Annotated in this window: 5 protein-coding genes; 1 reads left to right on the forward strand and 4 read right to left on the reverse strand. The window is 76.2% G+C overall.

What is annotated here, in order from left to right; all coding sequences use genetic code 11:
* A partial coding sequence (locus AC5L34_RS26330) for a type I polyketide synthase (protein WP_494827426.1) occupies positions 1–1,681 on the reverse strand: 1,681 nt, incomplete at its 3' end.
* Between the two features lie 284 nt (positions 1,682–1,965).
* On the opposite strand from AC5L34_RS26330, the gene AC5L34_RS26335 reads away from it, so the two are divergent.
* Entirely contained in the window at positions 1,966–2,727 is a 762-nt protein-coding gene (locus tag AC5L34_RS26335; protein ID WP_363905175.1) for a thioesterase II family protein, read from the forward strand.
* A gap of 70 nt (positions 2,728–2,797) precedes the next feature.
* Here AC5L34_RS26335 and AC5L34_RS26340 read toward each other — a convergent pair whose 3' ends face one another.
* The 3 genes from AC5L34_RS26340 to AC5L34_RS26350 all read right to left on the reverse strand — a co-directional run bounded on the left by AC5L34_RS26340 (position 2,798) and on the right by AC5L34_RS26350 (position 20,263).
* Complete coding sequence (locus AC5L34_RS26340) at positions 2,798–3,685, reverse strand: class I SAM-dependent methyltransferase (protein WP_441176696.1); 888 nt, start codon at positions 3,683–3,685, stop codon at positions 2,798–2,800.
* A gap of 29 nt (positions 3,686–3,714) precedes the next feature.
* Positions 3,715–5,286: a bifunctional 3-(3-hydroxy-phenyl)propionate/3-hydroxycinnamic acid hydroxylase MhpA gene (gene mhpA, locus AC5L34_RS26345; protein ID WP_441176697.1), complete on the reverse strand. Its 1,572-nt coding sequence runs from the start codon at positions 5,284–5,286 to the stop codon at positions 3,715–3,717.
* Between the two features lie 76 nt (positions 5,287–5,362).
* Positions 5,363–20,263, reverse strand: a complete 14,901-nt coding sequence (locus AC5L34_RS26350; protein WP_494827427.1) for an SDR family NAD(P)-dependent oxidoreductase — start codon at positions 20,261–20,263, stop codon at positions 5,363–5,365.
* Between the last annotated feature and the right edge of the window lie 39 nt (positions 20,264–20,302).

Here is a 20,302-nt window from a genome sequence, read left to right on the forward strand (position 1 = left end):
CGTCCGAGCCCCACACCACCGCACGGTGCTCCAACGCCGCACGCGTCGTCACCAACGACCACGACACATCCACCGGCGACAGGTCGGACCGGTCCCGCACGAACGACGCCAACCGCCCAGCCTGACCCGACAGGGCACGCTCCGAACGACCCGACACCACCCACGGCACCGGCGTGCCCGCCGCGTCTGCCGACCCGGTCCGGCAGGGCTCGCCCCGCGACTCCGCGCCCGTGGCGGCCACGGACTCCACCACCGCGGCCACCGGCTCCGGCGTCGCCCCGCCCTCGATCTCCGGCGCTGCCTCCGGCTGCTCCAGGATCACGTGCGCGTTCGTCCCCGAGATGCCGAACGACGACACACCCGCCCGCCGGGGACGCTCCACCGCCGGCCACTCGCGCGTCTGCGTCACCAACTCCACGGCACCGGACGACCAGTCCACATGCGACGACGGCGCGTCCACGTGCAGGGTCGCCGGCACCACACCGTGCCGCATCGCCGAGACCATCTTGATGATCCCGGCCACCCCGGCAGCCGCCTGCGTGTGACCGATGTTCGACTTCACCGACCCCAACAACAACGGCACATCCCGACCCTGCCCATACGTCGCCAACAGAGCCTGCGCCTCGATCGGATCACCCAACGTCGTACCCGTGCCGTGCGCCTCCACCACGTCGACGTCCCCGACACCCAGCCCGGCATTCGCGAGGGCCTGCCGGATCACCCGCTGCTGCGACGGACCGTTCGGCGCCGTCAACCCGTTCGACGCACCATCCTGGTTCACCGCCGTGCCCCGCACCACCGCCAGGATCCGACGGCCGTCACGTCGCGCGTCCGACAGCCGCTGCACCAGCAGCATCCCGACGCCCTCGGCGAGCGCCGTGCCGTCCGCCGCGTCGGCGAACGCCCGGCAGCGGGCCACCGGGGACAGGTTGCCCTGCCGGGTGAAGTCGACGAACACCGCCGGGGTGGGCATCACCGTCACGCCGCCGGCCAGCGCGAGATCGCACTCGCCCGACCGCAGCGCCTGTACCGCCAGGTGCAGCGCCACCAGCGACGACGAACACGCCGTGTCCACCGTCACCGCCGGCCCCTCGAACCCGAACGAGTACGCCACCCGGCCCGAGGCGATGCTGCCCGCGTTGCCGAGACCCAGATAGTCCTCCACGCCCGCCGGCGGGGTCTCCGGCGGATGGGCGTACCCGCTGTGGGTCATGCCGGCGAAGACCCCGACCCGGGCGCCCTTCAGGCTGGTGGGGTCGATGCCCGCCGACTCGACAGCCTCCCACGAGGTCTCCAGCAGCAGCCGCTGCTGCGGGTCCATGGCGAGGGCCTCACGCGGCGAGACCCCGAACAGTCGGGGGTCGAACTCGGCGGCGTCGGGCACGAAGCCGCCCTCGCGTACGGAGGAGGTGCCCGGTCGGGAGCGCTCCGGGTCGTAGAGCGCGTCCAGGTCCCAGCCACGGTCGGTGGGGAAGGAGGCGATGGCGTCGCCGCCGGCCGCGACGAGGTCCCACAGCTCCTCGGCCGTGCGTACCCCGCCCGGGAACCGGCAGCCCGTACCGACGATCGCGATCGGCTGCTGAGCCTCGGCCTCGACGTCCCGGAGCCGTTGCCGGGTCCGCCGCAGGTCGGCGGTGACTCTCTTCAGGTACTCCCGGAGCTTCTCTTCGGTGTCCATCAACCCAGCCCATCGCGATTCACGGCGGAGACTCGACGTAAGCGACGGTACGAATGCGCAGAAGTCTCAGGCGACACCTGTATCTGTCGTTCGGCTCGCTCGGCCGAGAGCCACGCAGATCCCCATCTGCGGGGAGAAGTTATTGGGTCCGCGCGAGCGCGGACAACCCCTAACCAGGCAACCGACCAGCTAGGGGTGTCCGGTCCCGACCCGTCGCACTAGCGTCGCCTCGACCGGGTCCGCGTCGATCCGGTCGGAACCGCAGCCGCCGGAAGGACCGCCACAGGATGACCACGCCAGATACCGACAACGGATTGTGGGTGCGACGTTTCCACCCGGCTCCGGGCGGCGCCCGGCGGTTGGTGTGCCTGCCGCACGCCGGCGGCTCGGCCAGCTTCTACTTTCCCGTCTCCCGTAGCCTCTCCCCCGGCGTCGAGGTGCTGTCGATCCAGTACCCGGGCCGGCAGGACCGCCGCCACGAGAAGTGCATCGGTGACATCCACCAGCTCGCGCGTGAGGTGTTCACCGTGCTGCGGCCGTGGATGGACGAGCCGGTGGCCATCTTCGGGCACAGCATGGGGGCCAGCGTCGGCTTCGAGCTCGCCCGGCTGATCGAGCAGGACGGCGGTTCGGCCGCGCACCTGTTCGCGTCCGGGCGCCGCGCGCCGTCCCAGCCGCGGCACGAGACGGTGCACCAGCTCGACGACGAGGGCCTGCTGGCCGACGTACGGAAGCTGAGCGGCACCAACTCCGCCGTCCTCGGTGACCCGGAGATGCTGCGGGCCGCGTTGCCGGCGATCCGCAGCGACTACCGGGCCGCGGAGACCTACACCTACCGGCCGGGTCCGCCGCTGAGCTGCCCGATCACCGTCTTCACCGGCGACGACGACCCGAAGACGACGGTCGAGGAGGCCCGGGCCTGGTCGACCCACACCACGGGACCGTTCGACCTGAAGGTCTACCCGGGCGGGCACTTCTTCCTGGCCGAGCACCAGCCGGCGGTCCTGCGGGCCATCTCGACGGCCCTGAGCACGGCGCCTGCGGTCTGAATCCGAACGGCCGAGGGGCCCGTCCACCGGTGTCACGACCGGTCGGCGGGCCCCTCGGCCGTGCGGGGCGTCACCGCTTGTGGCCGACCGCGATCACGTAGTCGAGCTGCGCCATCTCGCGCTTCATGAGGTCCTGGTTCTTCCAGTGCGCGGCCATGCTCTTGCGGACGGCGGGCTTGACGACGGCGCGGAACTCCGGGTCCTCGGTCCGTCCGGCCATGTACGCCCGCCAGCCCTCCCAGGTGCGGTCCTTGATCGAGTGCACCTCCGGGTTGGCGAAGCCGGCCTCGACGAGTTCCTGCCGGTACGTGTCCCGGTCGTGCCAGTTCTCCTTGGGGATGCTGAACTTGACGAAGCTCAGCGGGCCGGACTGGATGGCCGCCCGCACGACGTCGCCGCTGACCGGGATGATGTCGGCCGTGGCCAGTACGCCGCCCGGGCGCAGCACCCGCAGCGCCTCGGCGAAGAACGCGCTGCGCGGGTAGAAGTGGAAGGCCGACTCGAGCGCGACGACCCGGTCGAAGGTGTTGTCCTCGAAGGGCAGTTCGGTGGCGCTGCCCAGCCGGAAGTCGGTCCGGTCGGCGAGGCCCTCCTCCTGCGCCCGGCGCTGCGCCGCCTCGACGTGGTGCGGGGTGATGTTCAGGCCGTACACCTTGGCGACCTGGCGTTCGCGCAGCCACTTGAAGTCCTGGTCGGCGTAGCCGAAGCCGACGTCGAGGACGGTGTCGTCGGGCTTGAACCCGGCGGCGTCGGCCAGCTTGTCGGCCAGCGCCTCGGCGGCCGTGTCGAGGTCGGTGACCCCCTCGGACCAGTAGCCCACGTTCATGTAGTGGGTGCGGCGGGCGGCGAACTCGACGTCGGGCGACTGGATCTCGTAGAAGCGCCGGACCCGGGTGATGGGGTCGGCGGTGAAGACCGTGCGGATCGCCCGGCCGGCGATCTTCAGGTTCTCGAACATGTGGGTTCCTTCCGGTGGATGGATGCCGATCAGCCGCGCCGGACCTGCTGGCGCAGGTCCTCGACGAGCGCGGGCACACCGGCCGGGTCGGCGGCCGTGCCGAAGACGTAGAAGTCGGGCCGGACGAGCACCGCCACGGCGTCGTACCGCTTGAGGTGGGGCAGGTACACGTCGTCGAGGTCGAAGGCGGTCGGCGCGGCGCCGGGTCCGGGGGCGGGCGCACCGGCGGGAACGACCCGGACGACCCGGGCGTCGAGCGAGTCCAGGAAGGCCCGGGCGTCCGCGTCGAGCAGGCCGTCGGGGTCCTCGGCGCAGAGCAGGACGAAGCCGGTGCCGACGACCTCGTCGAAGAGCCCCGTGCGGCCGTCGACCTCGACGCGCCCCTGCGGCATCGGCACACCGGCGCCGGCGGCCTCGTCGGTGCGGCCGTGCAGGACCCCGCCGGCGAGGGGCTCCAGCAGGGAACGGGTACGCGGGCGGGCGGTACGCCGGCGCAGCTCGGCGAGCATGGCGGCGTCCCGGCCGGCCGCGGCGGCGCGGTCGGTCTCGCAGATGACCGTGCCCGAGTCCATGGACATCCGGATGGCGTGCTGCACGTGCGCGCAGCGCTCCTCCTGGTAGGTGTCCAGCAGAGCCTCGTCGGCCAGGCCGCGGTGCACCAGGTCGAGCTTCCAGGCGAGGTTGAGGGCGTCGCGGAAGCCCGAGCTCATTCCCTGCCCCATGAACGGCGGCATCACGTGCGCCGCGTCACCGGCGATGAGGATCCGCCCGGAGCGCCAGCGCCCGGCCGAGCACGCCTGGGTGGTGTAGACGCCGTACCGCTCCAGGGTCGCGTTGTCGGGCGTGATGTCGAAGAGGCCGAGCAGCCGCCACACGCTCTCGACGCTCTCGAACTCCTCCCGGCTCTCCCCCGGCACCCGCATGAACTCCCACCGCCGGTGCCCGGGGCCGGCCGACACGGCCGTGCGGGGGCGCGCCGGGTCGCAGACCTGGAGGTTGTTCGGCTTGAACTCGCGGGCCTCGTGCGGCACGACGTCGCAGACCAGCCAGTCGTACGTGAAGCCGAGGTCGGTGACGCCGCCGCCCAGGTGCTCCCGGACGAAGCTGTTGGCCCCGTCGCAGCCGACGACCCAGCGGGCCGCGCGGACCTCCTCGCCGTCCGGTCCGGCGATGGTGACCTCGACCCGGTCGTCGTGCTCGACCAGGCCGGTCACCTGGTACGGGCGCAGCACCGTGACGCCCGGCAGTTCCGCTCCCCGCTCGGCGAGCAGCGCCTCCAGTCCCGGCTGGTAGAAGGAGACCGAGTCGGGCCAGCCCATCGGGCCGTCGCCGGTCACCTTGACGTGCAGCAGGGTCCGACCGAAGCCGTTCTTGAAGGTGTACTCGCCCGACGACTCCACCACCGGGCCGAGCCGGTCGGCGACGCCGGCGGCGGCCAGGATGCGGCTCGCCTCCCCGTCGTACGACACGGCGCGCGGGAAGTTGTACGGGGTGGCCCAGCGCTCGACCGCCGTGACGGTGAGCCCCCGCTGCGCCAGCAGGATCGTGAGCATCTCACCGACGGGGCCGTAGCCCACGATCAGGACGTCGGTCATCAGCATCGGTATCGGTTCCTCGCAGGGTCGGTCGGACACGGTGTCGCAGGGACGGCTGCCGTGCGGGGCGGCCGGACGGCCATCAGAGACCGAGTTCGGAGTCGATGAGGTCGAAGAGGTCGTCGTCGCTGGCCAGTTCGAGGTCGAGGTCGGGATCGCCGCCCGATCCGGCGCGCATCGTCCGCCACTTGGCGATGAGCACCTCCAGGCGCGACCCGATCTGCTCGTGCAGCTCCGGTTCCACGCTGGCCTCGGTCAGCGAGCGTTCGAGGTTCTCCAGGTCCGCGAGGACCGGCGGAACCTCCGGGCCGGTGTCCGGTGCCAGCTGCGACACCAGGTACGTGGCCAGCTCGTTCGGGTCCGGGTAGTCGAAGATCAGCGTGGCCGGCAGGCGCAGGCCGGTGGCCGTGGTGAGCCGGTTGCGCAGCTCGACGGCGGTCAACGAGTCGAAGCCGATCTGGCTGAAGGCCCGGCCGGGGGCGACCGCGGCCCGGCTGCCGTGCCCGAGCACGCTCGCTGCCTGCTCGCGTACGAGGTCGACCACCAGGTTGTGGCGCTCGGGTCCCGCCAGTGCCGCCAACTCGTCGGCGAGGGTGCGCGCGCCGCCGCTCGGGGTGGCCGAGCGCGCGGTCGGCCGTTCCCGCCGCAGGAGCCCGCGCAGCAGGGCCGGGGGCCGCTCGACCCGTTCGCCGAGCGCGGCGACGTCGATCCTGGTCGGCACCAGCACCGGCTCGGCCAACCGCAGGCCGGCGTCGAACAGGGTCATTCCCAGGTCGGACGGGATCGCGAGCTGCCCGTCGCGGGCGGTGATCCGGGGGTCGGTGCGGTCCAGCTTGGCGGTCATCTCGCTGGTCTGCTCCCACAGCCCCCAGGCGAACGAGCGGCCCGGCAGGCCCTCGGCGCGACGCGCCAGGGCGAGCGCGTCGAGGAACGCGTTGGCCGCCGCGTAGTTGGCCTGACCGGGCACGCCGAAGACGCCGGCGCCGGAGGAGAACAGCACGAAGCCGGCCAGGTCGAGGTGGCGGGTGAGTTCGTGCAGGTGCCACGCGGCGTCGAGCTTCGGCGCGAAGACCGTGTCGACGCGCTGCGGCGTCAGGGCGGTGACCACCCCGTCGTCGAGCACCCCGGCGAGGTGCACGACCGCGGTCAGCGGGTGCCGCGCCGGTACCGCCTCCAGCACCCGGGCCAGGGTGTCCCGGTCGGCCACGTCGGCCGCCACCACCGTGGCCTCGGCCCCCAGCGAGCGCAGTTCGTCGACCGCCTCGACCGCCCCGGGGGCCCGCTCGCCGCGGCGGCTGACCAGCAGCAGCCGCCGTACGCCGTGGGTCTCGACCAGCCGCCGGGCGACCAGCCGGCCCAGGGTCCCGGTCCCGCCGGTCAGCAGCACCGTGCCCTCGGGGTCCCACGCCCGGGGCGTGGTCAGCACCACCTTGCCGACGTGCCGGGCCTGGCTGACGTGCCGGAACGCCTCCGGCGCCTGGCGGACGTCCCACACCTGGGTGGGCAGCGGGGTGAGCGTCCCCCGTTCGAAGAGCCCCAGCAGCTCGACGAGCATGCGCTGCACCTCGTCGGGGTCCTCCAGGGTCAGGTCGAAGGCGGTGTAGGCCACCCCCGGGTGGTCGGCGGCGACGATGTCGGCGTCGCGGATGTCGGTCTTGCCCATCTCGATGAACCGTCCGCCGCGCGGCAGCAGCCGCAGCGAGGCGTCCACGAACTCGCGGGCCAGCGAGTCCAGCACCACGTCGACGCCCCGTCCGCCGGTGACCTCGGCGAAGCGGGTCTCGAAGTCGAGGGTCCGGGACGAGGCCAGGTGCTCCTCGTCGAGGCCCATCGACCGCAGGGCGTCCCACTTGGCGGGGCTGGCGGTGGCGTACACCTCGGCGCCGAGGTGCCGGGCGAGCTGCACGGCGGCCATGCCGACGCCGCCGGCCGCCGCGTGCACCAGGACGGACTCGCCCCGGGTGAGCCCGGCCAGGTTGACCAGCCCGTGGTACGCGGTCAGGAAGACCACCGGCACGGAGGCGGCCTCGACGTACGACCAGCCGGCCGGCATCGGGGCCAGCAGCCGGCGGTCGGTGACCGCGACGGGCCCGAAGCAGCCCACGAAGACCCCGAACACCCGGTCGCCGGGGCGCAGGTCGGTCACCTCGGCGCCCACCTCGACGACCTCGCCGGCGCCCTCGCCGCCGAGCGGCCCCGCGTCGCCCGGGTAGAGGCCGAGCGCGTTGAGCACGTCGCGGAAGTTCAGGCCGGCGGCGCGGACGCGGACGCGGACCTCGCGGGGGCCGAGGGCGACGTCGGCGGCGTCGGTGGGAACCAGGGTGAGGTTCTCCAGGCTGCCGCGCACCGGCGCGTCCAGGCGCCACGCGGCGGCGGGCGGTACGGTCAGCTCGCCGGCCGAATCGGCCCGTGCCAGTCGCGGCACGTACGCCGCGCCGCCCCGGATCGCGGCCTGCGGCTCGTCCGCCGCCAGCAGGGCGGCGACCTGGTCGGGGCCGATCCCGTCGCCGTCGACGTCGACGACGACCACCTGGCCAGGGTTCTCCGACTGGGCGGAGCGCACCAGACCCCACGCCGCCGCGGCGGCCGGGTCGGTCACCTCGCCGGCGTGGTGCACGGCCACCGCGCCCCGGGTCACCAGCAGCAGCCGGGACGCCGCCCAGCGGGGTTCGGTGAGCCAGCGCCGGACCAGGTCGAGGGCCCGTACGGCAGCGTGGCGCGCCGCGCGGGGGGTGGGCTGCGCGGGGTCCGCGTCGAGCGGCACGAGCACGACCCCGGGCAGGGCCAGGCCCGCGTCGACGGCGTCGGCGAGCCCGTCCAGTCCCGGCTGGAACGGGAACCCGGCCAGGCCGGGGGCGACGGCCACGGCGTCGACCGGGGTGGCCACGTCGGCCGGCGGCAGCGGCGTCCAGTCGATCCGGAACAGGGCGTCGCGGGTGGCGCGGTCGTCGGTGACGGCCAGCTCCGCGGTGGAGATCGGCCGCATGGTCAGGGCGGTCACCTCGGCGACCGGGGCGCCGGTCGGGTCGGCGGCGGTCAGCGCGATGGCGTGCGGCCCGACCTGGGTGAGCCGTACCCGCAGGGCGTTCGCGCCGGTGGCGTGCAGGCTGACGCCGTTCCAGGCGAACGGCAGCAGCAGCCGCCCGTCGCCGGCCCCGGCGAGACCGCCGAAGTGCGCGGCGTGCAGGGCGGCGTCGAACAGGGCCGGGTGCAGGCCGTAGCGGTCGGCGTCGACCCGCTGGGCCGCCGGCAGCTCCACCTCGGCGTAGACCTCGTCGCCGCTGGTCCACACCGCGCGCAGCCCCTGGAACGCCGGCCCGTACGCGTAGCCGTCGGCCGCCAGCCCGGAGTAGAAGCCGGTCAGGTCGACGGGCCGGGCGTCGCGCGGCGGCCACGTGGTGAGCTGCGGCGGCGCGGCGGGCTGGTCGGCGCAGAGGGTGGCGCTGGCGTGCCGGGTCCACGGGGTGCCCGCCGGCGCGTCGGCGGGTCGGGAGTGCACGGTCACCGGGCGGCGCCCGTCGTCGCCGCCCGCGCCGACCGCCACCTGCACCTGCGTGGCCCCGTCGGCGGGCAGGGTAAGCGGGGCCTCGATGACCAGCTCGTCGAGGACGGGGTGGCCGATCTCGTCGCCGACGCGGAGGCAGAGCTCCACCAGGCCGGTGCCGGGCACCAGCACGCTGTCGGTGACCCGGTGGTCGGCCAGCCACGGCTGTGCGTCGGTCGACAGGCGCCCGGTGAACAGGTGGCCCCTCGTCTCGGCCAGCGCGATCGACGCGCCGAGCAGCGGGTGCCCGGCGGCGTCCAGGCCGGCGGCGCCGACGTCGCCGACCTCGCGCAGGGGCCGGGGCCAGTAGCGGCGGTGGGCGAACGCGTACGTGGGCAGGTCGACCCGCCGGCCGCCGGCCAGCGCGGGCCGCCAGTCCACGGCGACCCCGCACACGTGCAGCTGGGCCAGGGAGAGCAGGAACCGTTCCCGGTCGCCCTGGTCGCGCTGCACCGAGCCGACCACCACGGTCTCGCCGTCGTGGTCGGCGAGGGTCTCCTCGACGCCGACGGTGAGCACCGGGTGCGGGCTGCACTCGACGTACGTGTCGTGGCCCTGGGCCGCCAGCGAGCGGATCGCCCCTTCCAGCTCGACGGGCTGGCGCAGGTTGCGGTACCAGTAGTCGGGCCCCATCTCCTCGCCGTCGAGCCAGCGCAGGTCGGTGGTGGAGAACAGCGGCACGGCCGCCGGGCCGGGGGCGATGCCGGCCAGCACCTCGGCCAACTCGTCGCGGATGCGTTCCACCTGGGCGGAGTGGGAGGCGTAGTCGACGGCGATGCGCCGCACCCGGGCCTGTTCGCCGGCCAGTTCGGCGAGCAGTTCCTCGACCGCCTCCGGGTCGCCGGAGACCACGACCGCGGCCGGGCCGTTCACGGCGGCGACCGAGATCCGGTCGCCGAAGCGGGCGATCCGGTCGCGGACCGTGTCGGCAGGCAGCGCGACGGAGGCCATCGCGCCGTGCCCGGCCAGGGCCCGCAGCGCCCGGCTGCGCAGCGCCACCACCCGGGCGGCGTCGGGCAGGGAGAGCACCCCGGCGACGCAAGCGGCGGCGATCTCGCCCTGCGAGTGGCCGACCACGGCGGCCGGCTGCACGCCGTGCGAACGCCACAGCTCGGCCAGGGACACCATCATCGCGAACAGGGCGGGCTGCACCACGTCGACCTCGTCGAGGCCGGGCGCGCCGGGCACCTGGCGCAGCACGTCCAGCAGCGACCAGTCCAGGTACGGCCGCAGCGCCGCGTCGCAGGCCGCCATGCGTTCGGCGAACACGGGGGCCTGGTCGAGCAGGTCCAACCCCATGCCGAGCCACTGGGAGCCCTGCCCGGGGAAGACGAAGACGCACCGGCCGGCGGGCCGGGCCTCGCCCCGCGTCACCGCCGGGTCGGGCCGGCCCTCGGCGAGGGCGTCGAGGGCGGCGGCGACGCGCTCCGGCGACGCGCCGACCAGCACCGCCCGGGAGTCGAAGGTGCTCCGGCTGGTGGCCAGCGACCAGGCCACGTCGAGGGGCCGCTGGTCGGGCCGGGCGGCGAGGTGCTCGCGCAGCCGGCGGGCCTGGCCGGCGAGCGCCTCGGGGGTACGCGCGGAGAGCAGCCACGGCAGGGCGTGCGCCTGCGGCGGCGTGGGAGCCTCGGCGGCCTGCGGCGTCGCCTCGGCGACCGCCTCGACGATCACGTGGGCGTTGGTGCCGCTGATGCCGAACGACGAGACGCCGGCGCGGGCCGGCCGGTCCGCCGGGCGCCACGGTCGGGCCTCGGTGAGCAGCTCCACGGCCCCCGAGTCCCAGTCGATCCGCGAGCTGCGGCGCTCGGCGTGCAGGGTGCGGGGCAGCCGGCCGTGCCGCATGGCGAGGACCATCTTCAGCACCCCGGCCACGCCGGCCGCGGCCTGGGTGTGCCCGAGGTTGGACTTGACCGAGCCGAGCAGCACCGGCGGGGCGCCGACGGGGCGCTGCCCGTACGTGGCGAGGATCGCCTCCGCCTCGATGGGGTCGCCGAGCGACGTGCCGGTGCCGTGCGCCTCGACGACGTCCACCTCGGCGGCACTCAGCCCGGCGGCGCCGAGCGCGGCCTTGATGACCCGTTCCTGCGACGGCCCATTCGGGGCGGTCAGCCCGTTGGACGCGCCGTCCTGGTTGACCGCCGAGCCGCGGACCACGGCCAGCACGGGGTGGCCCCGGCGGCGGGCGTCGGAGAGGCGCTCGACCACCAGCATCCCGACGCCCTCGGACATGCCGAAGCCGTCGGCGTCCTCGGCGAACGCCTTGCACCGCCCGTCGGCGGCGAGACCACGCTGCCGGCTGAAGCCGGTCAGCCCGGCCGGGGTGGACATCACCGACACGCCGCCAGCGAGGGCCAGGTCGCAGTCGCCCTGGCGCAGGGCCTGCACGGCCAGGTGCAGCGCCACCAGCGACGCCGAGCAGGCGGTGTCCACGGTGACGGCCGGTCCCTCCAGCCCGAGCGCGTACGCGACGCGACCGGAGAGGACGCTGCCGGCCGTGCCGGTGAGCAGGTGCCCCTCGTCGGCGGTGACCTCGCCGTCGTCGGACACGACGCCGGGGGCGACCCGGTCGGCGTAGTCCTGCCCGTGGGTGCCGGCGAAGACACCGGTACGGCTGCCGCGCAGGGTGACCGGGTCGATGCCGCCGCGTTCCAGCGCCTCCCAGGAGGTCTCCAGCAGCAGCCGGTGCTGCGGGTCCATGGCGAGGGCCTCGCGGGGGCTGATGCCGAAGAACGCGGCGTCGAAGTCGGCGATCCCGGTGAGGAACCCGCCGGCCCGCACGTACGTGCGTCCGGGCGTGCCGGGCACCGGGTCGTAGAGGTCGGCCAGCGGCCAGCCGCGGTCGTCGGGCAGGTCCCCGATGACGTCGGCGCCCGCGTCCAGCAGCCGCCACAGCTCCTCCGGGGAGCCGATGCCGCCGGGGAACCGGCAGGCCATCGCGACGATCGCGACCGGTTCGTCCAGGGCGACGGTGGTGGCGTCGGTGACCTCGGTGGCGGCGGTACCGAGCAGCCGGGCGTGCAGGTGCGCGGCGAGCAGCTCCGGGGTGGGGTGGTTGAACACGGCGTGCGGGGCGAGCCGGACGCCGGTGACGGCGGTGAGCCGGTTGCTCAGCTCCACGGCCATCAGCGAGTCGAAGCCGAGGTCCTTGAACGGGCGGCGCGGCTCGACCTGCTCGGGGCCGGTGTGTCCGACGACGGTGGCGCACCGGGTGCGGACGAGCTCCAGCAGCAGCTCGGCGCGGTCGGGCTCGGCGAGTTCGGCCAGCCGGTCGGCGAAGCTGCTGGCGGAGGCGGGCGCGGAGTCGGCGTTGACGGCCCGGCGGGGCGGCGGCGGCAGCAGGGCCCGCAGCAGGGCGGGCACCTCGCCGGAGGTGCGTACGGCGGCCAGGTCGAGCCCGATCGGCACGAGCGCCGGCCGGTCGACGTGCAGGGCGGCGTCGAACAGCGCCAGTCCGGCGGTCGTGTCGAGGGGGCGGGTGCCGCCCCGGGCGAGCCGGGCCAGGTCCGCCGGGGTGAGCCGGCCGGCCATCCCGTCCTGGGCGGCCCACAACCCCCAGGCCAGCGCGGTCGCCGGGAGTCCCTGGGCGCGGCGGTGTGCGGCGAGCGCGTCGAGGAACGCGTTGCCGGCCGCGTAGTTGCCCTGACCGGGGCTGCCGAAGGTGGCGGCGGCCGAGGAGAAGAGCACGAACGCGGCCAGGTCGAGGCCGGCGGTGAGCTCGTGCAGGTGCCACGCGCCGTGCACCTTGGACCGCAGGGCCCGTGCCCAGCGGGTCGGGTCGAGGTCGGTGAGCAGGGCGTCGTCGGTGGCCCCGGCGGCGTGCACGACGGCGACCAGCCGGTCGGCCAGCGGGGCGACGACCTCGGCGAGCGCCGCCCGGTCGGCGACGTCGGCCGCGACCACGCGGACGGTGACGCCGGCGTCGGTCAGCGCGGTCGTCCAGTCGCCGGCCCGGCCGCTGCGGCTGACCAGCACCAGCTCGGCGACGCCGTGCACGGTGGCGAGGTGGGTGGCGACGTGCCGGCCGATCCCGCCGGTGCCGCCGGTGACCAGCACGGTGCCGCCGGCCAGCGCCGCGAGCGGCGTACCGGTCGGGGGCCGTTCGACGGGGTGGAGGCGGGGCAGCAGCGCCCGGCCGTCGCGGACGGCGACCTCGGGTTCGTCCGCCGCGACGGCCAGCGCCGACCGGACGGTGGCGTCGTCGGTGGCGTCGAGGCTGAGCAGGAGGAAGCGGTCGGGCTGCTCGGCCTGGGCGACCCGGACGAGCCCGGCCACCGGCGCGTGCACCGGGTCGCCGTCGCGCACGGCGAGGGCGAGGCGGGTGGTCTCCGCGCGGGGGTCGGCGAGCCAGTTCTGGAGCACGCCGAGCACGGCGAGGCCGACGGCGTGCGCCCGGTCGGGCACCGGCCGGCCCGGCTCCCCGTCGCCGACCCGCAGCACCAGCAGCGGCGGCAGCGGGCCGTCCGGCGGTGTGCCGTCGGCGAGCGTCCAGGTGGGCGCCGGGGTCGCCGGGAACGCCGCGGGCAGCCAGTCGACGGCGTACAGCCCGGCGGGCGCGGCCGGGGGCGCCGGCGCGTCGGCGGGCGGCAGGTCCACGCTCCGCAGCACCACCCGGTCCACGTCGAGCACGGGCACGCCCGCGTCGTCGACGGCGCTCAGCGTCACCGCGTCCGCCCCGGCCGGGGCCAGGCAGACGCGCAGCGCGTGCGCCCCGACGGCGTACCGGCGCACGCCCGTCCACTCGGTGGGCAGCAGCCGGGCGGTGGGCCCGGCGTCGGCGCCGGGCGCGAAGTCGGCGAGCGGGAGCAGGCGCAGGGCCGCCTCCAGCACCAGCGGGTGCACGCCGTACCGCTCGGCGTCCGGGTCGCGGGTGTCCTCGGGCAGGCGTACGTCGACGAAGAGCCGGTCGGCGGCCACCCACGCGGCCCGGGCCAGCTCCCCGACCAGCGCGCGGTGCTGCGGGGCGGTGAGGTCCACCGGCCGGGCCCCGGTGGGCGGCCAGGTCGGGGCGAGGGTGCCCCGCCCGTTCTCCGGGTCGACCGGGCCGAGCACGGCCTCGGCGACCTCACGCCAGGGCTGCCCGTCGCCGGCCCGGACGTGGCAGTGCGCCACGCGGCGCCGGTGCTCGTCGGGTGCGGAGAGGCCGACCTGCACGTCGAGGGTCGCCTCGCCGGGCAGCGGCACCGGCCCGGGGACGCTCAGCCGCTGCACGGTCGGGGTGCCGAACTGGTCGCCGAGGTGGGTGAGCATGTCCAGCAGGGCTGCGGCGGGCAGCAGGGCGGCGGTGCCGTCGGCGGGGGCGGCCAGCCACGGCCGGGTGGCCGCGGGGACCTGACCGGTGCAGACGACCTGTCCGGTGCCGGCGACCGGCAGTACGCCGCCGAGCAGCGGGTGCCCGGCGTCGACCAGCCCGACGCCGGCCGGACCGCCGGTGCCGGTGGGAGCGGGCAGCCAGTAGTGCCGGCGCTGGAAGGCGTACGTGGGCAGGTCGACGCGGCGGTGCGGCCCGGGGCCGGCGAGGGCGGCGCGGTCCACGGCGACGCCCCGCACGTGCAGCCGCGCCACGGCGGCGAGCAGCGCCTCGGCCTCGCCGGCGGTGCCCCGGACGGCGGGGACGAACGCCAGCTCGTCGGCCTCGGCGACGAGGCAGTCCTGGGCCATCGCGGTGAGTACGCCGGCCGGGCCGATCTCCAGGAAGGTGGTGACGCCCTGCCCGTGCAGGGCCCGTACGCCGTCGTGGAAGCGGACGGTGGCCTGCACGTGCGCCACCCAGTAGTCGGGCGAGCAGAGCCGGGCCGGGTCGACGGGGTGACCGGTCAGGTTGGACACCACCGGCAGGTGCGGGGTGCGGTACGTGAGGCCGGCGGCCACCGCGCGGAACTCGTCGAGCATCGGCTCCATGCGCGGCGAGTGGAACGCGTGCGACACCCGCAGCCGGCTGGTCCGGCGCCCGGCGGCGCGCAGGGTGGCCGCGACGGCCAGCACCGCGTCGGTGTCGCCGGAGACGACCACGCTGGTGGGGCCGTTGACGGCGGCGAGGCCCACCCGGTCGGTCAGGTGCGCGGCGACCTCGGCCTCGTCGGCCTCGACGGCGACCATCGCGCCCCCGGCGGGCAGCTGCTGCATCAGCCGGGCGCGGGCGGCGACGAGCGCCGCCGCGTCGGCGAGGGGGAACACCCCGGCCACGTGCGCGGCGGCCAGCTCGCCGACGGAGTGGCCGAGGACGGCGTCGGGGCGCACCCCCCAGGATTCCAGGAGGCGGTACAGCGCCACCTCGAAGGCGAACAGCCCGGGCTGGGTGTAGAGGGTCTGGTCGAGCAGCTCCGCCAGCTCGGTGCCCTCGGCGGCGAGGACGACGTCCGCGACGGGGTGCGGGGCGTGGCCGGCGAGGCAGCGGTCGAGTTCGGCGCAGGCGGCGTCGAAGGCGTCGGCGAAGACCGGGTACGTGGCGTGCAGCTCGCGCCCCATGCCGGCGCGCTGGCCGCCCTGCCCGCCGAAGAGCAGGCCGAGCTGGCCGTCGACGACCCGGCCGGTCAGCACGGTCGGCACGTCGGGGTCGGGCTCGCCGCGGGTCAGCGCGGTCAGGCCCGTACGGGCGGTGGTCGGGTCGGCGGCCAGCACCACGGCCCGGTGTTCGAGGGCGGCGCGGGTGGTGGCGAGCGCGTGCCCGACGTCGGCCGGGTCGGCGTGCGCCCCCGGCCCGTCGAGCCAGGCCAGCAGGCGGGCCGCCTGGTCGCGCAGCGCCTCGCCGGAGGCGGCGGCGAGCAGCCACGGCACGGGCGGCCGCCGGGTGGCGGCCCCGGACGACGGCTGCCGTTCGGCGGTCGCGGCCGGCGGCTGCCGGTCCGCGTCCTGCGGTCCGGCCGACGGGTCGGCGGGTGCCTCGACGATGACGTGGGCGTTGGTGCCGCTGATGCCGAACGACGACACGCCGGCGCGGCGGGGCCGGCGTACGTCGGGCCACGGGCGGGCCTCGGTGAGCACCTCGACGGCGCCGGCCGACCAGTCCACCTCCGACGTCGGGGCGTCCACGTGCAGGGTGCGCGGCAGCGTCCCGTGCCGCATGGCGAGCACCATCTTGATCACCCCGGCGGCCCCGGCGGCGGCCTGGGTGTGGCCGAGGTTGGACTTCAGCGAGCCCAGCCGCAGCGGTTCGGCGTCGCCGCGTCCCACCCCGTACGTGGCGAGCAGCGCCTGGGCCTCGATCGGGTCGCCCAGCCGGGTGCCGGTGCCGTGCGCCTCGACGACGTCCACGTCGGCGGCGGAGAGCCCCGCCGCGTCCAGCGCCCGGCGGATGACCCGCTCCTGGGCGGGCCCGTTGGGGGCGGTCAGCCCGTTGGACGCGCCGTCGGAGTTGACGGCGGAGCCCCGCAGCACGGCGACGACGGGGTGCCCGAGACGGCGGGCGTCGGAGAGCCGTTCCAGCAGCAGCACGGCGACGCCCTCGGACCAGCCGGTGCCGTCGGCCCCGTCGGCGAACGCCTTGCACCGGCCGTCCGGGGCGAGCCCGCGCTGCCGGCTGAACTCCACGAACGCCTGCGGGGTGCCCATCACCGCCACGCCGCCGGCCACGGCGAGGGAGCAGTCGCCGGCGCGCAGCGCCTGGGCGGCCAGGTGCAGCGCCACCAGCGACGACGAGCACGCCGTGTCGACGGTGACCGCCGGCCCCTCCAGCCCGAGCGCGTACGCGACGCGGCCGGAGACGACGCTGCCGGCGGTGCCGACGCCGAGGTAGCCCTCGGTGCCGGGCGGCGCCTGGCGCAGGTTCGCGGCGTAGTCGTGGTGCATGACGCCGGTGAAGACGCCGGTGGCGCTGCCGCGCAGCGAGGTGGGGTCGATGCCGGCCCGCTCGAACAGCTCCCAGGACGTCTCCAGCAGCAGCCGCTGCTGTGGGTCCATGGCGAGCGCCTCGCGGGGGCTGATCGCGAACAGGGCGGCGTCGAAGTCGGCGGCGTCGGTCAGGAAACCGCCCACCCGCACGTACGAGGTGCCGGGACGGTCGGCGTCGTCGGAGAACAGGTGCGCCAGGTCCCAGCCCCGGTCGGTGGGGAACTCCGTGAGCCCCTCCCTGCCCTGCTCGACCAGCTCCCACAGCTCTTCGGGGGAACCGACGCCGCCGGGCAGCCGGCAGGCCATGGCCACGACGACCACCGGATCGTCCATGGTGGACGGGCTCGGCCGGTCCGTCCCGGGACCGACCCGGCCGGTGGCGCCGCGCAGGCGCTCGGCGAGGTGTCGGGCGAGGGCGTCCGGGCTGGGCCGGTCGAACGCGGCCGTGGCGGAGAGCCGTACCCCGGTGGCCCGCGCCAGCCGGTCGCGCAGGGCGACCGCGCTGACCGAGGTGAAGCCGAGTTCCTTGAAGGCGCGGCCGGGGCGGACGGCCGCCGGGCCGGACAGGCCGGCCACCTCGGCGGTGGCGGCGCGCACGAGGTCGAGCAGGAGCCGGTCCCCCTCGGCGGTGCCCAGCCCGGCCAGCCGGCGGCGCAACTCGGCGGCGTCCCGGTCGTCCGTGGCGTCGTCGGGCGCCGCGACGGGACCGCGCCAGGCGGGGTGCGCGGTGTCGGCGTGGCCCGCCGGGTGGGCGAGCAGGACCAGGTCGTCGCCGTCGTGCGCCACGTCGAACGCGGCGAGGTCGGCGCGGACGGCCGCCGTCGCGGCGCCGGTGGGCTCCCCCGGGCGACGTGCGGTCGCCCCGGCGGTGCCGGGCGACGGCTCCCGGTCGGCGGGCGCGCTCGTGCCGACGAGGCGGGCCGGGAGACCGGCGGTGCGGCGGCGGGCGGCCAGGGCGTGCAGGGTCCCGACGGCGGCGGCGGCCCGCTCCCGGCCGGCGGCGCCCAGCAGCAGGACGGACGGGACGAGGACGGTGAACGCGGCGGCCGGTTGCCGGGTCGCCGCGTCCAGCGCCGCGGCGAGGCCGAGCAGCCGGGCCACGCCCTCGTCGTCGGCCAGGTCGTCCTCGGACGGGCAGAGCACGACACCGCCGGTCGGCTCGTCGCCCGCCCGGTCGGCGGGCAGGACGGTGGCCTCGGCGCCGGCGGCGGAGAGTTCGGCGGCCAGGTCGCTCAGGGTTGCCCCGGCCGTATCGCCGACGTGCAGCAGCCGCAGCCGGCGGACCCGGTGCGCGGCGACGAGGTGCCGGGCCAGCGCCGCGCCGGTCGGTCCGTCGGCGCCGGTGATCGACACCGGGCGGTCCGGGTCGGCCACGGTCGCCGGCCGCGCCGGCACGGCCGCCGGGGCCGGCACGAGGGCCGCGTGCAGGGCGGCTCCGGCCCGCAGCGCGACCTGCGCGGCGCCGGCATCCACCACGGCGGGCAGCAGGGCGACCGACCGGTGTCCGGCGTCGTGGTCGACCAGCACGATCCGGTCCGGGTACGCGGCCTGGAGGGCGCGCCCGATGGCCGGGACGGCACCGGCCGCCGGATCGGGCCCGACCCCTCCGGCGGCGGCGTCGCCTGCGACACCTGCATCGCCCGCGCCGGGGCCGGTGGCCGCGTCGCCCGCGTCGGGGCCGGTCGGGTCGTCACCTGCGGGGCCGGTCAGCAGCACCAGCCGGGTGCCGGCGTACCGGTCGTCGTCGAGCCAGCCACGCAGCCGGTCGGCGAGGCCCGGCGCGGCGACGTCGGCCGGCCCGGCCAGCAGCACCGTCACGTCGGGCACGTCCGGGGCCTCGCGCAGGGCGGGCAGGTCCCGGTGGCACCGGAACCGGTCCCCGGGCGCCGCCGCCCGCAGCGGCTCCACCAGCGCCTCGCTGCCCGGGCCGACGAGCGCCCAGTGTCGGGCCGGGGCGACGGCGGCCTGCGCGGCCGTCGGGACGGGCGCTTCGAGCGGCGGTACGGCGGCAAGGTCCAGCGGCCGCCAGGCGGACAGGCTCAGCGCCTCGTGGTGGCTGCCGTTGACCGCCCGCAGCCGCGCCGGCCGCTCGAGCAGGAGCCGCCGGGTGACCTTGCCGGAGGCCGTACGCGGCACCTGCCCGATCTCGTACAGCTCCTCCGGCACCTTGTGGTAGGACAGCTTCTCCCGGCAGGCCGCGTACCCGGCGCGGGGGTCGAAGCCCTCGGGACCGGGCACCACGAACGCCACCGGCACCTCGCCGAGCACGTCGTGCGGGCGGCCGGTCACCGCCACGTCCGCGACGCCGGGCACGGCGCGCAGCGCCTCCTCCACCTCGGCCGGGTGGATCTTCTCGCCGCCCCGGATGATCAATTCCTGGTGCCGGCCGGTGACGAAGATGTTGCCGTCGGCGTCGCGGCGGGCCAGGTCACCGGTGCGGTACCAGCCGTCGCGCAGGGCGGCGGCGGTGACCTCCGGCAGGCCGTGGTAGCCGAGCATGACGCTCGGGCCGCTGACCCAGACCTCACCCTCGGCGCCGGTCGGCACGTCCAGGCCGGTCTGCGGGCTGACCAGGCGCACCTCGACGCCGGGCACCGCACGTCCGCAGGAGCCCTCGACGCGGGGCTGGTCCGGCCGGGTCACGGCGATCGACCCGCAGGTCTCCGTGCTGCCGTACGCGTCGAGCAGCGGCGCGTCGAAGACCTCGTCGAACGCCCGGCGCAGCGCGCCGGTGGTGATCGCCCCGCCGACCAGGCAGACCCGCAGGGCCGGGGCGCGGAAGCCGGTCTCCCGGGCGGCGGTGACCAGGTGGTGGTACATGGCCGGCACGCCGGCCAGCACGGTGGCCTCCTCCTCGTCGACCGCGCGTAGCACGTCGTCGGCGGAGAAGCCGTCGATGAGCCGGGCCGTGGCGCCGACCGCGGTCACGCTGAGCACGCACCCGATGTGCGAGAGGCTGTGGAACAGCGGCAGCGGCCAGACCACCCGGTCGGCGTCGGTGAGCCCGGGGATCGGCACGTAGCAGGCGGCGACGGACCAGAGGCAGGTGCGCTGGGTGGAGAGCACGCCCTTGGGCCGGCCGGTGGTGCCGGAGGTGTAGAGCATCCAGGCGACCTCGTCGAGCCCCAGGTCGTCGCGGGCGTCCACGCCCGGCTCGGTGTCGACCAGGTCGCGCCACGCGATGACCCCGGCGGGCACGGGGCCGTCCCCGGTTACCACCAGCCGCAGGGCCCGCCGGTCGGCGCGCAGCCGCAGCAGTTGGTCGAGGTGCCGCTGGTCGGTGACCACCAGCACCGCACCGGAGTCGTCCAGCAGGTGGGCCAGTTCCGCGTCGGTGCTGTGCGGGTTCACCGGTACGCCGACCGCGGCGGCCCGCGTCACGGCCAGCCAGGTCTCGACCGTCTCCACCCGGTTGCCGAGGCAGAAGGCGACCCGGTCGCCCCGCCCGACGCCCGAGGCCGCCAGGTGACCGGCCAGCCGGCGGGTCCGCGCCGCCAGGTCGGCGTAGCCGACCGCCCGGCGCTCGTCGCGGAACGCGACCTTGTTCCCCAACCTGGCGGCGTGCGCCTCGATCAGATCGGACAACGGCTGGATCAGGTCGCTCCGAAGCATGTCACCACATCCGTCCGTCGGCGAGACTCCTCATCCGCG

Source organism: Micromonospora sp. ZG13 (genome assembly GCF_059359355.1).